Here is a 15464-nt window from a genome sequence, read left to right as displayed (position 1 = left end):
CGATGTTTGATCATATTCTATCGATTCTGATTTTCTTCCCGGCACTGGCCGGTATGCTGGGCTTTATCGTGTCCAAAGAGAGCATCCGCGCCTACGGGATCACGGTCAGCGCCATCGAGTTCGTGCTCTCCCTGGTACTGTGGTACGCCTACGACCCGAGTGTTTCGGGTATGCAGTTCATGGAACAGTTCGCTCTCGTCCCGGCGTTCGGCATCAACTACCTCCTGGGGGTTGACGGGATCTCGCTGTTCATTATCATCCTGGCGGCTTTCTTTACCCTGATCGGCATTGCGTCACTGACGGAGACCCGCCGTGTCAAGGACATGATCATCACCCTGCTGTTCCTGCAGATGACGATGGTCGGTGTTTTCGCGGCGCTTGACGCGATCGTCTTCTACGTCTTCTGGGAACTCTCCCTCGTCCCGATGCTCTATATCATCGGCGCCTGGGGCGGGCCGCTGCGTATCTACGCGTCGATCAAGTTCTTCCTGTACACATTTACAGGTTCACTGATCATGCTCGTCGGTATGCTCTTCATGGCCTACTTCTACTTCCAGGCGACAGGCCAGTGGAGCTTCTCGATCCTTGAGTGGTACCGCCTGGTCCTGCCGGAGAACCTGCAGCTGTGGCTCTTCGTGGCCTTCTTCATCGGGTTCGCGATCAAGGTCCCGATGTTCCCGTTCCACACCTGGCTGCCGTACGCCCACGGGCAGGCGCCGACGATCGGTTCGGTCATCCTGGCGGCGATCCTGCTGAAAATGGGGACCTACGCGTTTGTCCGTTTTTCCCTTCCGATGTTCCCGGACGCTTCCGTTTTCTTTATGGTCCCGGTCGCGGTCCTCGCGATCATCATGATCATCTACACGGCGATGGTCGCCTATGCGCAGGAAGACATCAAGCAGGTTGTCGCGTATAGCTCCATCTCCCACATGGGTGTCATCATCCTCGGTACCTTCGCAATGAACGTCGAAGGGATCAGCGGTTCGGTCTTCCTGATGATCGGGCACGGGGTCGTCTCCGGTGCGCTCTTCTTGTTGGTCGGTGTCATCTATGATCGCCGCCATACGAAGCTGATGAGCGAGTTCGGCGGCCTGGCGCAGGTGATGCCGCGCTATGCGACGATCTTCGGGATCATGGTCATGGCCTCCGTCGGTCTGCCGCTCACGATCAACTTCGTCGGCGAGTTCCTGAGCCTTCTGGGCTTCTACTCCCAGTCACATATCATGACGCTGCTCGCCGGTACGGCGATCATCGTCGGCGCGATCTATATGCTCTCCGCCTACAAGAAAGCGTTCTTCGGCGACGTCACCAAAGAGGAGAATAAGAACCTCAAGGACGTCAACAAGAAGGAGCTGGTGGCGCTGATCCCGCTGACCATCATCGCGGTCTGGCTCGGTGTCTACCCGAAACCGGTCCTGACGCCGATCAACAACTCGGTCGAATCCATCGTTCAGCTGATGCATGAGAAGGCGATCACGCCGGAGGCAAAAGCCGCGATCCCGAACCCGGCCGAAACAAAAATCGCCATGGCTTCCGTCACGGAAGTCGAAGTGGACGTTGAAAGGGAGGCAGAATAATGTTGGAAGCTGTCAATGTATCTTTGGGTGAGCTGAACATCGCCACCCTCGCCCCGATGCTCATTGCGATCACCGGTGCACTTGCAATCCTGGTTGTCGACCTGGCGAAGAGCGGGCTGCACAAGTCCTTCTACGTCATGGTCTCTCTGCTGTTCCTGCTGCTCGATTTCGGCTCCCTCGTCGATTTCGCCGGTATCTTCGCGGAAAACGGCACGATGCTCGGATTCTTCAATGTCATGCTGATGGACGGGATCTCCATCCTGTCGCAGCTGATCATCGTCGGGGCGTCCATGCTCTTTATCCCGCTGGCCCTGACGTCGAAGCGTTTCCACGAGTACAACTATCCGGAGTACTTCTCGCTGTTCCTGTTCATGATCGCGGGCTTCCAGTTTATGGTCGCAACAGACAACCTGATCCTCGTCTTCGTCGGCCTCGAGACGGCATCCCTGGCGCTCTATACGCTCATCGCCCTGCACAACCGCTCCAAGTCCTTTGAAGCGGCGGTCAAGTACTTTACGATGGGGGCGCTCGCCGCCGGCTTCTACGCCTTCGGTGCGATGATCTTCTACGCGATCAGCGGTTCCGTTGAGATCCATACGATCGCCGAAGTGATGGCGGCGGACGGTTTCAGCAATATCGGTTATGCCAGTATCGGCAGCGTTTTCATGCTTGCAGCCCTCGGCTTCAAGGTCTCCCTGGTGCCGTTTCATACCTGGACACCGGACGTTTATGAAGGTTCCAGCGCGGCACTGGCGGGCTACATGTCCATCGTACCGAAGATCGCGGGCTTTGTCGTCGTCATGCGTCTGTTCGAGTTCATGGTCCACAGCGAAGTCGTCTGGCTGCAGGTGATCCTCTACGGCGGTGTCGTCGTGACGATGACGGCGGCGAACATCTGGGCACTGGTCCAGACCGACGTCAAGCGGATGCTGGCCTACAGCTCCATCTCCCACGCCGGTTTCGTTCTTGCGGCGATCCTGATCGGGACGACGCAGGCCAATACGGCGCTTTTCCTCTACTGGGTGCTCTTCAGCTTTACGAACCTCGGCGCCTTTACGATGCTGTGGGTCAACCGCCAGAAGCACCTGCTGCCGGGTCAGAGTTCAGACCATCCTTACGAGAAGTTCGCGGGTATGATCAAGATCATGCCTTTTGCGGCCGTCCTGATGGGTCTGTTCATGCTTTCACTGGCGGGGATCCCGCCGTTCGGCCTCTTCTGGGGTAAACTTTACATGATCAGCTCCGCGGTCACCGGCGGCTATACGGTCCTGGCACTTATCATGGCGCTCAACTCCGCCATTGCCGGGTACTACTACCTGAAACTGATCATCTACATGTTCATGAAAGAACCGGTTTTCCATGGGGTACACGAGTACTACATGATGAATGCCTCTCTTTCGCTCAAGACGATCATCGGGATCGCTGCATTGGCAACGATCTTCGCGGTCATCACGGTCAACCCGCTGATCGAATTCATCGCGACCCTCGTCTACAATTCCGGGTATTGATCCCGGGGCGGCGCAGCCGTCGCCTTTTCTTCTTTTCAACGCTTCGCCGTTCTGTTTCCGTTTACTACCGATTTTATGAAAGTGCTACAATGATGCCATGAGGCTCTGATCGTGCCGTTGGGCATACGCAGGGCAACCGGAATTCCTGAAAAGGAGCCACGATGGAAACGGACACACCAGACTCACTACAGCACGGTCTGAGCAGCGAAGAGGCCGAAGCCCGTCTTGCACAGTTCGGGCCCAATACGATCGAAGAGAAGCAGGTCTCCTGGGCTACCCGGCTCTTAAAACGTTTCTGGGGTCCGATTCCCTGGATGATCGAGACCGCCGCCGTGCTGTCGCTGAGCGTGCAGCGGTGGGAAGAGTTCACCATCATCATGGTGATGCTGCTTGTCAATGCGGCCGTCGACTTTTATCAGGAGTCGAAAGCGCTCAACGCGATCGAGGTACTCAAGAAAAAGCTGGCCCAAAAAGCGCTGGTCCTGCGGGACGCGGCCTGGCAAACCGTCGATGCCTCACATCTTGTCCCCGACGACATCATCAAGATCAAAATCGGCGATATCGTTCCGGCCGATGCGAAACTGCTCAGCGGAAGCGACTATATCCAGGTCGACCAGTCCGCATTGACGGGGGAGTCCCTCCCCGTTGAAAAAAAGGTCGGGGATGACCTCTACGCCAACGCGATCATCCGGCAAGGCGAGCTGATCGCCCATGTCACGGGCACCGGGGCACACACCTATTTCGGAAAAACGGTCGGGCTCGTTGCCAAGGCGGAACGCGAAGGGCGGAGCCATTTTCAGAAAATGGTCGTGCGTGTCGGGAACTTCCTCATTCTGCTGACACTGACGATGATCGCCGTCATCGTCTATCACGGCGTGCGGAACAACGAACCGACGGTCGAACTGCTGATCTTTTCGCTGGTGCTGACGATCTCTGCCATTCCCGTCGCTATGCCTGCCGTCCTTACCGTGACGATGGCGATAGGGGCACATGTCCTGGCACTGAAAGAGGCGATTGTCAGCCGTCTGGCCGCGATCGAGGAGCTTGCAGGCATGGATGTGCTCTGCTCGGACAAGACGGGGACGCTGACGCAGAACCGCATGAGCCTGGCCGACCCCTACATTGCCGACGGTTTCGACGAAGAGGCACTGTATGTCTACGCCGCTTTGGCAAGCAGGGAGGAGAACGGCGACCCGATCGAACGCCCGATTTTTGACATGATCGACACCCGGGGGCTGCGGGAGCGGCTGACGCCATGGGAACTGAAGAAATTTCTCCCGTTCGATCCCGTCCACAAACGTACCGAGGGGATCTACGAGGGCGGGGAGTGCGAACTGATCGTCACCAAGGGGGCGCCGCAGATCATCATTGAACAGAGTGACGCGCACGAATTTGACCGCGAGCGGGCGTACGAGGGGGTGAGGCTGTTTGCGGAAAAGGGGTTCCGCACCCTGGGGGTCGCTTTCCGCAAATGCGAAGAGGATGTCTATCACTTCGTGGGCCTGCTTCCCTTTTTCGATCCGCCGAGGAGCGACTCCAAGCTGGCCGTGACGGAGGCGGAGGCGAACGGGATCGACGTCAAGATGGTGACGGGGGACAATATCGCCGTTGCGACCTATATCGCCCGGCTGCTGACCATCGGGGAACAGATCGAGGACGTCCGGGCGTTGAAGGGGGAATCCATCGAGGAGTACCTCTACCTCTCGAAGGTATTGACCTCGGCCATCACCGAGGCGGTGATGCCGCATGACGCTGCGGCCGAAGTGGAAGCGAAAGTGCGGGAGATCCTGCAGAAGGTGCAGCGCGAACTCTACAACATGCCGATACCGAAGGGGGCGGTGAAGAAGCACGAATCGGAGATCATCGCCCTGATCGAGGCGGCGCACGGGTTCGCCCAGGTCTACCCGGAGGACAAGTACTTCATCGTCGACGAACTGCAGAAGGCCGATCATATCGTGGGGATGACGGGCGACGGGGTCAACGACGCCCCGGCACTGAAGAAGGCGGACTGCGGTATCGCGGTCGAGGGGGCAACGGATGCGGCGCGGGCGGCGGCGGATATTGTGCTGACGGCACCGGGCCTGCACGTAATCGTCGACGCCATCAAGGAGGCGCGGCAGATCTTCGAGCGGATGAAAAGCTATACGATCTTCCGTATCGCCGAAACGATCCGCGTCATTATTTTCATGACGCTGGCCATCGTCGTCTACGACTTCTATCCCGTCACGGCGCTGATGATCATTATCTTGGCGCTGCTCAATGACATCCCGATCATGACCATCGCCTACGACAATACGAAGGTGAGGCAGAAGCCGGTACGGTGGGACATGCGGGAGGTGTTCGTCCTGGCGACCTGGCTGGGGATTGCCGGCGTGCTCTCCTCATTTACCCTGTTCTGGATTACGATGTCTCTGATGCATCTGCCGCTCGATTTCGTGCAGTCGCTCTTTTTCGTCAAGCTTATCGTTGCCGGGCACGGCACGATTTTCAATACGCGTATCGACGAATGGTTTTTCCGTCGTCCTTTCCCCTCGGGACCGCTGCTCTGGGCATCGCTGCTCAGCGCCGCCGTCGGGATCGTCGTCGGCGTCTACGGGTTCGGACTGATGGTGCCGATCGGTTGGGGTGCCGCTGCGGCCGTCGGGGCATACGCGGCGCTCTGGTTTGTATTCAACGATGTCGTCAAAATGGCGGTTTTGCGCTATTATCGTAAACGGTTCGGTATCGCGGTGATCTAACGGCGGACAGACGCACCACAGGCCGATGACGATGGTGAGGAGTCAAGCGATGGAAGAGTATTTCGACAGCCGGCTGGCGCATTTTGCCCTGACGGCGATGTTCAGTTTCCTGATCGGCCTGGAGGTCAAGACCTACCGGCTGCGGTTTCACCCCACCGACCAGGAGCATACGTTCGGTTCGGCGAGGACCTATACGTTTCTCGGCATCCTCGGCTATCTCTGCTGGCTGCTCGGTACGGCCCCCTATCTGGTCGCAATGGGAGGGGTAACCCTGCTCTTTGCGCTCTTTTACGTCCAGCAGCTTAACAAGGGGCGCCCCTCCATTCTCTTTTACCTGGCGGCGCTGCTGGTCTACACTATCGGGCCGCTGTCGGAGCTTTTCGCGATCTGGCTGCCCTCCCTGGTGTTCGTCCTGATGATCTTCCTGCTCAACGCCAAGCCGCGTCTGCAGGCACTCTCCAAAAGCCTCAATTCTGAGGAGCTGGAAACGGTCGGCAAGATGGTACTGCTCTCGGCCGTTATCCTGCCGCTCCTGCCGCATAAGCCTATCGGGGCGTTTCTGCCCCTCTCGCCCTTTGAACTCTGGAGCGCGGTAGTGATCGTATCATCGATCTCCTACGGAGGCTACCTGGCCCAAAAATATATCTTCCGTCAGCGGGGCTACCTGATTGCAGGACTGATCGGTGGACTCTACTCCAGTACTGCGACCACGGTCGTACTCTCGCGCAAGGCCGCCGAGATCGGGAACCGGCGATTGATGACGGGGGCCATCGTCGCCGCCTCGGCCATGATGTACCTGCGCCTGATCGTGATCGCCGTGATTTTCACCCCGGAGGTGGCCGAGGCACTCCTGCTCCCTTTTATGCTCTTTGCCCTGGCGGCCTTTGCGATTGCGGCACCGTATGCCCTGCGGCAAAGCACGGAGACGGTTCCGGTGGAAGGGAGTGTTGATACGAACCCGCTGGAACTGGGAACGGCATTCCTTTTTGCCACCCTCTTTGTCGTGATGATGGCGGTGACGCAGCTCGTGACGGCCCATTTCGGCACGGGCGGGCTGCAGCTGCTCTCGTTTGCCGTCGGCTTCACCGATATCGACCCTTTTGTCCTGTCGCTGCTGACGGGCCACGAGGGGCTGAGCACGCCGGTGATCGTCTCATCGGTGATGATCGCGGCGGGCAGCAACAACCTGCTCAAGGCGATTTATGCCGTCTGGTTCGGGGGCTTTGCCGCCGGCCGGATCGCCGCGCTCTGGCTGCTGCTGCTCGGCCTGTCGACCATAGGCGTCGCTTTGATCATCTAGGGCGCTGATATGCTTGAAGCGCTGGTGATGACGTACGGCTATGCGATGATCGCCGCGGGGACTTTCTTTGAAGGGGAGACGGTCCTTGTGATCGGCGGCTACCTGGCTCACGCAGGCTACCTGGAGCTTCCCTGGGTGATCGTTTCCGCCTTTGCAGGCAGTTTTGCCGGGGATCAGCTCTACTTTTTCATCGGCCGGAAGCAGGGGACGGCCCTGCTGGAAAAACGTCCCAGGTGGCAGGCAAAATCCGAACGGGTGCGTGCACTGCTGCAGCGCCGCCAGAACAGCGTGATCGTCGGCTTCCGTTTTCTCTACGGGCTGCGGACGGTCACTCCCTTTCTGCTCGGTGCGAGCGGGATCGCTCCGGGAAAGTTCATGATCCTCAATGCCGCCGGTGCGGCGCTCTGGGCCGTCGTTGTTGCGGTGGCAGGCTATCTGCTGGGGCACACGGTGACGCTGCTTTTCGCCGAGGCGCACCGCTATGCCCTCTATGGTGCCCTGGGGGCCGCCCTCATTGCGGTGGCGGTAGGGGGATGGCGCTTTTTCAGGCGGCCGCGTTGACGCGGTTCCGTCCTTCCTTTTTTGCCTCATAAAGTGCGGCATCGGCCCGCCGGATAACGGTTTCATAGTCAGGATCGCCGGCCTGGGTTTCGGTGACACCGAAGCTGACGGTCACGACCTCTGCGGCGACGGAGTATTCATGACGGATGGCCAGCGCCTCGACACGGCGGCGCAGCGCTTCCGCGAACTGCACGGCATTGGCCAGGGGCGTATTGGGAAGCATGATGATAAACTCTTCGCCCCCGTAGCGGGCAATACAGTCGCCTGGTCGTTTAAGGTCTTTCTGCATCGCACGGGCTACCCTCTGCAGACAGCGGTCCCCCTCGATATGGCCGTAGGTGTCATTATAGGCTTTGAACGCGTCGATATCGGCCATGATCAGGGCCAGCGGCTGCGCTTCGCGCCGGGAGCGCTGCCACTCCTCCTGCAGGCGCTTCATAAAATGGCGGCGGTTGGCGATCCCGATGAGCGGGTCGATCATGCTTTGCGTTTCGACGGTCTGGTAGGCGCGCCGCAGGCGCGATCCGACCAGCAGGATGATCCCCAGCCCGCTCAGGGCGATAAGAAGGTGCCCCCCGCCCAGCGGTAGCTGGGGTGCCCGTACATGGGGAATGGTGATGCTGATGGCACCGCGGATATCCCCGACCCTGTAGCCCTGGTTGGCATGACACTGCAGGCAGCTCTTCTTGGTATAGAGCGGTGCCATATAGCGGTAGCCGTCCGCGAAGAAAGCACCATACTCTTTGTCACCGTCATAAAAGGATTCGAGTATGGTCCGCTCCCAGGGCTGCGGCGCATTTTCGGGGCGGATCGGCTTGAGGCTGGTAATGTGGATCTGCAGGCCGTCGTAGTGCTCGGCCAGTTCGGAGAGCTGGCGTGTCATGTAGGCCGGGTTGACGAGGGTCAGTGACTGGCCGTCGTCGAGGTGGATATCGCGCCGGACATCTTTGAGGTAGGGGTTCGGCGGGGTTGATTCGGAGGTAAAGACGTAGACGCCGCCATGCCCCGCATTCCACTCCCGGGTCAGAAGGATCTGCTGGAAAAACGCGCGCCCGCTGTTGAGCATCGCCTGCTCCTCGAGGCTTTTGTTATGGGAAAACTCCCAGCGCCATGAAAAAAGAACGACGAGTATCCATCCTCCCGCCAGCAGGGCGATCTTCCCTTTCATTGTATCCCTTGGTATTTAAAAATTATTATGTGTGTATATACATACATTATAACACGGGAATGTTGAGGTGCGGAGGGTCAGTCGGAAAGGGCGGTGATCATGGGTGCGAGCAGCGCATCGCAGGGCAGCAGGGTCTGCAATGCGAACTGGTTACGGTTAAAGGTCTGCTGCCGCTTGGCCAGCTGCGCCGTGTGGGTGATGATCTGCTGCGTCATCTCCGCTTTGGAGATCTTTCCGTCAAGGAACTCCAGTACCTCGATGATGCCGATCGCTTTCATGGGGTTGGGGGTCCGCCCGTACTGCTGCTCGAGACGGGCGACTTCGTCGATAAGCCCGGAGGCGATCATCTTGTGGGTTCGCAGGGTGATACGTTCGCGCAGCAGGTCGCGGGGGACATCGATCGCGAAGAGGGGGGCGTCGGTCAGAATAGGTTTGGGAGGGTGGGCCGCGAACCACTCCGAGGGGGGCATGCCCGTCTGCAGGTAGATCGTGAGCATTTTCTCGGTGCGGTAGCGGTCGTTGGCGTCGATCCCGGCCATATAGGCCGGATCGGCACGCTGCAGCAGGTTGTAGGCCTTGGTTTGGTCCTGCAGCATCGCCGCAACCTTCTGCCGGGTACTCTCATCGGTGAGGGGGGTTTCGGAGATCCCCTCAAAGAGGATTTTGAGGTAAAAGGAGGTGCCGCCGACGATGATCAGTGGGGTACCGGCGGTTTCGCAGTCGTGACGGGCCCGGCGGTAGAGATCGACGAAGGTCGTGACATCGAAGGGCCGGTCCGGTGTGAGGACGTCGATGCCGTAGTGGATGATCTCTCCGCGCTCTTCTACGGTGGGCTTGGCCGAGGCGATGTCGATCCCCTTGTAAATGCTCAGAGAATCAAGGGAGAGGATACGTGCACCCGAGACGGCGGCAGCCTGCAGGGCGAGGTCGCTCTTGCCCGAGGCCGTGGGTCCGATGAGGGCGATCGTTTTCATGACGACAGTATACGCTACAATCGCTGTTAAAGTTGTGTATTTAGGCACAAGGAGAAGCAGGATGAAACTGGCGGCGTACGCGGTTGCGATCACGGTATTGTTGGCGCTGTGGGGGTGCGAAGCGATGGTATTCCAGCCCGATTCGAGGCTCTACGCGACGCCGACGGATCTCAACCTCAGTTACCGGGAGGTGCATTTCAATTCGAAAGACGGTACGCGGCTGTCGGGCTGGTGGCTCGAACCGCCATCCGCACGGCTGGGAACGGTGATCATTGTGCACGGAAACGCGCAGAACATCTCGGCGCATTTTTTGGGGTTCGACTGGCTGGTACGGGCGGGTTACGAGGCGTTCATCTTCGATTACCGGGGGTACGGCGCCTCGGAAGGTACCCCCGCGCTGGAGGGGGCGGTGGAGGACACCGAAGCGGCTTTGGCCTACGTACTGGCCCGGCGCGGCGGGAAGGTGACCGTCATCGGGCAGTCGCTGGGGGGTGCCCTGCTGTTCAATGCCCTGGCGCGGCAGGGGACGGAGCGGATCGCACTGGCCGTCTTTGACAGTACCTTTGCATCGCTGCCCCAGGCGGGCAGGGAAGCGCTTGACCGCTCCGTCGTCGGGTGGCCTGTGCAGTGGAGCGCGTCGCTGGCGCTGACGGACCGCTTTGATCCCATCGGGATCGCCCCGTCGCTGACGGTGCCAAAACTCTATCTCGCCGGTTCCAAAGACAGCATTATCTCCCCCAACCACAGCTGGCAGCTCTTTGACGCCTCGGCCCGGCCGCGTGCTTTCTGGCTTGTGACGGATGCCGGGCATATCAATGCTTTTGCCCATCCCCGGGTGCGAAACCGCTTTTTGGCGTTTCTGCGCAGGCCGCGCTTTGACCAGGATGCCTCGGCTATGCTGATTTTTGATACAATTAAACAAAAAAGTGAGTAGCCGGGTGAAACGCATCGTCGCCAAACTGCATGATTTCAACGAGCTGGTGATGTTCCAGCACTCCATCTTCTCTCTTCCGTTCATCTTTATCGCGATGATTGTCGCCGCCGGGGGGTGGTTCGGCTTTTCACTGCTGCTGCTGGGGATCCTTGCGGCAATCTCGGCCCGTAACTTCGCCATGGGGGTCAACCGCTATGCCGACCGCGATATCGACGCGCTGAACCCGAGGACCCAGGAGCGCCCCAACGCCGACGGCCGCCTCGACAGCACGACGATCCTGCTCTTTTCCGTCGTCAACGCCCTCGTCTTTATCATTGTCGCCTACCTGATCAACGAGCTGGCCTTTATGCTGGCAGTTCCCGTACTGGCGGTACTGGGAAGCTATTCGTATTTCAAGCGTTTCAGCGAGTTGGCCCATGTCGTACTGGGCATTTCCCTGGGGCTTGCACCCCTGGCCGGAGTAGTTGCGGTGAGTGAAAGCGTGCCGCAGTGGTCGGTACTGCTCTCCCTGGGCGTTCTGTTCTGGGTGGCGGGGTTTGACCTGCTCTATTCGCTGCAGGACATTGAATTCGACAAACTGCACGGGCTGCACTCCGTGCCCTCCGTCTACGGCCCGAAAGCGACCCTTTTCATCTCGACCCTCTTCCATCTCAACACGGTGCTGTTCTGGTGGATGTTCGTCTGGGCGGCGGAGCTGGGCTTCTTTGCATGGATGGCGGTGGCCGTCAGCGCGCTGATGCTGGGGTATGAACACTACCTTGTCCGCAAGGACTTCACGAAGATCGACCGTGCCTTCTTTACCGTTAACGGCTACCTCGGAATCGTTTTCCTGGTGCTGATCATCCTGGATGCGTGGCTGCGCTAGGCTTTTACGGCTGAAATCGTTTCGGTAGGTATCGCTGCCGGTTCGGCATGATGATTGATGAGGTTTGTATCGATTCGTTTGCGTGTTCGGTTAAAGTAGAGAAGGGTGGAGGATGTGTGTAGAAAAGAGGTGTCCCGCAGGGATGCGGAACGGGGCCGGAATTACTTCAGGCCTGCGATGTAAGCTGAAACAGCTTTGATGTCTGCTTCGGAGTACGGAGCAACCTGACCTTTCATCAGTGCACCCATACCGTGGATGTTACGAGTACCGGCTTTGTATTCAGTCAGAGCCGCTGCAGTTTTAGCAGCATCCCAGCCTTTGATGATCTCAGATTTACCGAGGGCTTTTTTCTCGCCGTTTGCACCGTGGCATGCAGCACATTTTTTGTACAGAGCAGCACCGTCAGCCGCCATCAGAGATACGCTAGCAACAAGCAGAGTCAGAGCGATTTTTTTCATTTTTAGGTCTCCAAGTGAAAATTTCGGGGTTCATTATACTGGGAAGAGTCTTAAACATTGTTAATCATTCCTATTAGTTTCGCTTAACGAGATGTTCACTTCTGTTGAATATACAGGCTCTTAGAGGGTTGTTACGTTCAAAATGGTAAAATCCCCATTATTTTTAACATGGGGAAAACGATGCGCTATATTGATGACGACCTGAAAGACAAGACGATTCTGATCACGGGGGGCGCGGGCTTTATCGGTGCGAACCTGGCCTTCTATTTTCAGGAGAATCACCCCGATGCCCATGTCGTCGTCCTCGACAGTTTCCGCAGCGGCGAGACGCTTAGCAATGGGAACCTCAAGAGCTTCGGCCACTTCAAGAACCTGATCGGATTCACCGGCGAGGTGATCAGCGGCGACATCAACGACAAGGCGCTGCTGACCAAGCTGGAAAATGATTACGACTTCGACTACATCTTCCACGAAGCGGCCATCTCCGACACGACGGCCCTCGAGCAGGACCTGATGATCCGCACGAACCTCAACGCCTACAAAGACCTCCTCGACATGGCGGTGCGCCAGGGGGCGAACATGATCTACGCCTCTTCGGGCGCGACGTACGGCGACGCCCCCTCACCGCAGCGTGTCGGGGTCGAGGCACCGCAGAACGTCTACGGCTTCTCCAAGCTGATGATGGACCACCTCAGCCGTGATTACATGAAACGCGAGAAGATCGGCATCGTCGGCCTGCGCTACTTCAACGTTTACGGGCCGCGGGAGTTCTTCAAGAATAAGACCGCGTCGATGGTCGTGCAGTTCGGACATCAGATCCTCGCCGGCAAGAACCCGCGCCTCTTTGAAGGTTCGGACAAGATCGTGCGCGACTTCATCTACATCGAGGATATCATCCAGGCGAACATCCTGGCGATGCACCCCAAGGAGAACGGGATCTACAACGTCGGCACGGGCAAGGCGCGTTCTTTCCAGTCCATCGTCGACACGCTCCAAAAAGAGCTGGGGACTTCTATGCCGTGCGAATACATCCCGAACCCCTTCGTCGGGCGCTACCAGTTCCACACCGAGGCGGATATCGAGAGCACCAAGCAGGGGCTGGGGTATGCGCCGCGCTATGAACTCGAAGACGGGATCAAAGCTTATATCCCCGAGATCAAGCGCCTCTTTGAAGAAGAGGTCAAATGATCCCGATCCTGCGTAACAGCCGTCCCAATATCCTCGTCATCGGGGACCTGATGATCGACCACTACCTCTGGGGCCGGGCGGAACGCATCTCCCCCGAGGCACCGGTGCAGGTCGTCGACGTCGCCAACGAGACGACGGTGCTGGGCGGCGCGGGCAACGTCATCAACAACCTGATCGCCCTGGGTGCCTCCGTCAGCGTCGCCTCGGCCATCGGGGATGACGCCAACGGCAAGGAGCTGACGCTGATGCTCAAAAGCATCGGAGTCAAGACGGAGGGACTGGTGACGCAGGCGGGCCGCAAAACAAGCAAGAAGAGCCGCGTCATCGCCGCCAACCAGCAGATCCTCCGTTACGACAAGGAGTCCAAGGACGCCATTACGGAGGCCTCCGAGGCGAAGATCCTCGCCGCGGTGGAGAAGGACCTTTTCCTCTACGACATTATTATTCTCTCCGACTACGGCAAAGGGGTCCTGACGCCGGCACTGGCCCAGGGGATTATTTCCCGTGCACGCGCGGGGGGCAAGAAAGTGCTCGTCGACCCGAAAGGGCGCGACTACTCGAAGTACCGCGGCGCACACCTGCTCACGCCTAATAAAAAAGAGGCGATCGAAGCGACCGGCATCGAGATCACGGACAGTGAAAGCCTTCAGGCCGCGCTGCTGTGGCTCAAGAACGAGTGCGACCTTGACCGCTCCATGATCACCCTCTCCGAGGACGGGATCGCGATCTTCGATGAGAAGCTTAAGCGTTTCCCAACCGTGGCGCAGGAGGTCTATGACGTGACGGGGGCGGGCGATACGGTCATTGCCTCCATCGCGTTTGGCCTCAGTTCGGGGCTCAGCATCGACGACGCGGCCCGCTTCGCGAACCTCGCTGCCGGCGTCGTCGTCGGCAAGATCGGTTCGGCGACGGTCACCCTCGACGAGATTGAAGAGTACGAGGCGATGCTGCACCAGAGCAGCTCCGATGCGCACATCAAGAGCTTTGAGGAGATCGACCGGATCGTGAACCGCTGCCGTGCGGGGGGCAAACGCATCGTCTTCACCAACGGCTGTTTCGATATCCTGCACGTCGGCCATGTCAAGTACCTGCAGGTGGCCAAGAGCTTCGGCGACATCCTCATTGTCGGGCTCAACTCCGATGCCTCCGTGCGCGCGCTCAAAGGGCCGTCCCGCCCGGTGAACAACGAAGATGACCGCGCCTACATCCTCGCCGCGCTCGAATCGGTGGACTATGTCGTCAAGTTCGGTGACGATACACCCTACGAGCTGATCAAAATGCTCCGCCCCGACGTCCTCGTCAAGGGGGGAGATTATGAGGGAAAAGCGGTCGTCGGAACCGAATTTGCAGGGGAACTCAAACTCGTTGATTTCGTCGAAGGCAAAAGTACGACGAGAACCATAGCCAAAATCCAGGAGGGAACAACATGCTGAAAACTTTGGTAGCTACGCTCGCGCTCGGCTGCTCGCTTTTCGCGATGCACGAAGCGGAACTGAACCTGAACAACTACGATCTCAATCTGAAACTCGATCTTGATATGGGGCAGTTCAACGATGCCGTCGATCCGGACACCGTCTTTGTCGGTGCGCGTTATCTGCACGGTTCCTACCACCACAGTGACGAACTCCGCGACAAGGACCACGATCTTGTCGATCTGCACTTTGCCGTCGGGGAGCACCTGGATGCCAACCGCGCGCTCAAGCTCGGGCTCGGGGCAAAACTCGTTTACACCTCGATTGAAGGGTATGACTATTACGCCATGCCACTTGGCCTTTTTGCACGCTACACGCTGCCACTGAACCTGGCGATCCCCTTTGTCGTGGGCGCCGATCTTTACTACGCGCCGCAGGTGCTCGCCTGGCAGGATGCGAAGAACTACCTGGAGTATGACGTGTCGCTCGACATCCAGATTATCGAACGCGCCGCGGTGACGGCGGGGTACCGCAAGATCGATACGGACTTCGACCTTCCCGGCGGGGACTTCACCTTCAACGAAGCCTGGTTCGCCGGCGTCAAGTTCCGCTTCTAGACCTTTCTGCTTTCGGCGGGCTCAGACAATGAGCTGTTCCGCCGCCTCAATGACTTCATAGGCTTCAATCGATTTCATACATTCATGGTGTCACCATTGATTGACACGCCCATGGAACAAAGTCCCATAGGCTACGCTGGCCGCTGTGGCGCTGAAGCCAGCCT

13 protein-coding genes are annotated in these 15464 nt (G+C 58.6%); 10 read left to right on the top strand and 3 right to left on the bottom strand.

What is annotated here, in order from left to right:
• The first annotated feature begins 2 nt into the window (after nt 1-2).
• The 5 genes from ACXWTF_RS08640 to ACXWTF_RS08620 all read left to right on the top strand — a co-directional run bounded on the left by ACXWTF_RS08640 (nt 3) and on the right by ACXWTF_RS08620 (nt 7684).
• Nucleotides 3-1577, top strand: coding sequence for an NADH-quinone oxidoreductase subunit M (locus ACXWTF_RS08640; RefSeq protein ID WP_461714616.1), 1575 nt, complete (start codon nt 3-5; stop codon nt 1575-1577).
• Complete coding sequence (gene nuoN / locus ACXWTF_RS08635) at nt 1577-3085, top strand: NADH-quinone oxidoreductase subunit NuoN (RefSeq protein WP_461714615.1); 1509 nt, start codon at nt 1577-1579, stop codon at nt 3083-3085. Before ACXWTF_RS08640 ends, nuoN begins: the two co-directional genes overlap by 1 nt.
• A gap of 161 nt (nt 3086-3246) precedes the next feature.
• Nucleotides 3247-5823, top strand: a complete 2577-nt coding sequence (locus tag ACXWTF_RS08630) for a plasma-membrane proton-efflux P-type ATPase (protein ID WP_461714614.1) — start codon at nt 3247-3249, stop codon at nt 5821-5823.
• Between the two features lie 49 nt (nt 5824-5872).
• Nucleotides 5873-7123 (top strand): MgtC/SapB family protein, encoded by a 1251-nt coding sequence (locus tag ACXWTF_RS08625; RefSeq protein ID WP_461714613.1) that lies wholly within the window; start codon nt 5873-5875, stop codon nt 7121-7123.
• A gap of 9 nt (nt 7124-7132) precedes the next feature.
• On the top strand, nt 7133-7684 hold the full coding sequence (locus ACXWTF_RS08620) for a DedA family protein (protein ID WP_461714612.1): 552 nt from the start codon (nt 7133-7135) through the stop codon (nt 7682-7684).
• Here the strand turns inward: ACXWTF_RS08620 and ACXWTF_RS08615 are convergent.
• Nucleotides 7668-8852 carry a diguanylate cyclase gene (locus tag ACXWTF_RS08615; protein ID WP_461714611.1) on the bottom strand — a complete coding sequence of 395 codons (1185 nt, stop codon included), beginning with the start codon at nt 8850-8852 and terminating at the stop codon, nt 7668-7670. The genes ACXWTF_RS08620 and ACXWTF_RS08615 overlap by 17 nt on opposite strands.
• 77 nt (nt 8853-8929) lie before the next feature.
• Nucleotides 8930-9826 (bottom strand): tRNA (adenosine(37)-N6)-dimethylallyltransferase MiaA, encoded by an 897-nt coding sequence (gene miaA / locus ACXWTF_RS08610; protein ID WP_461714610.1) that lies wholly within the window; start codon nt 9824-9826, stop codon nt 8930-8932.
• 61 nt (nt 9827-9887) lie between these two features.
• Between miaA and ACXWTF_RS08605 the strand changes: the two genes are divergently transcribed.
• Together ACXWTF_RS08605 and mqnP are read left to right on the top strand one after the other, a co-directional pair.
• Nucleotides 9888-10760 (top strand): alpha/beta hydrolase, encoded by an 873-nt coding sequence (locus ACXWTF_RS08605; protein ID WP_461714609.1) that lies wholly within the window; start codon nt 9888-9890, stop codon nt 10758-10760.
• 4 nt (nt 10761-10764) lie between these two features.
• Nucleotides 10765-11625, top strand: a complete 861-nt coding sequence (gene mqnP, locus ACXWTF_RS08600; RefSeq protein WP_461714608.1) for a menaquinone biosynthesis prenyltransferase MqnP — start codon at nt 10765-10767, stop codon at nt 11623-11625.
• 161 nt (nt 11626-11786) lie between these two features.
• Here the strand turns inward: mqnP and ACXWTF_RS08595 are convergent, their stop codons facing one another.
• Nucleotides 11787-12083, bottom strand: coding sequence for a c-type cytochrome (locus tag ACXWTF_RS08595; protein WP_461714607.1), 297 nt, complete (start codon nt 12081-12083; stop codon nt 11787-11789).
• Nucleotides 12084-12263: 180 nt separating this feature from the next.
• Here ACXWTF_RS08595 and rfaD point away from each other — a divergent pair, with 180 nt between their 5' ends.
• Genes rfaD through ACXWTF_RS08580 form a run of 3 tightly spaced genes read left to right on the top strand, consistent with a single transcriptional unit; the run spans nt 12264 to nt 15300 of the window.
• Nucleotides 12264-13271 (top strand): ADP-glyceromanno-heptose 6-epimerase, encoded by a 1008-nt coding sequence (rfaD, locus tag ACXWTF_RS08590; RefSeq protein ID WP_461714606.1) that lies wholly within the window; start codon nt 12264-12266, stop codon nt 13269-13271.
• A complete protein-coding gene (rfaE1, locus tag ACXWTF_RS08585; RefSeq protein ID WP_461714605.1) occupies nt 13268-14704 on the top strand; it encodes a D-glycero-beta-D-manno-heptose-7-phosphate kinase in 1437 nt (478 codons plus the stop codon). The genes rfaD and rfaE1 overlap by 4 nt, the downstream gene beginning before the upstream one ends.
• On the top strand, nt 14698-15300 hold the full coding sequence (locus tag ACXWTF_RS08580; protein WP_461714604.1) for a YfaZ family outer membrane protein: 603 nt from the start codon (nt 14698-14700) through the stop codon (nt 15298-15300). The genes rfaE1 and ACXWTF_RS08580 overlap by 7 nt, the downstream gene beginning before the upstream one ends.
• The last annotated feature ends 164 nt before the right edge of the window (nt 15301-15464 follow it).

The organism is Thiomicrolovo sp. ZZH C-3 (genome assembly GCF_054862725.1).
The sequence above is the reverse complement of the archived record's forward strand: the minus strand, read 5'-3'. Positions and strand labels throughout refer to the sequence as shown.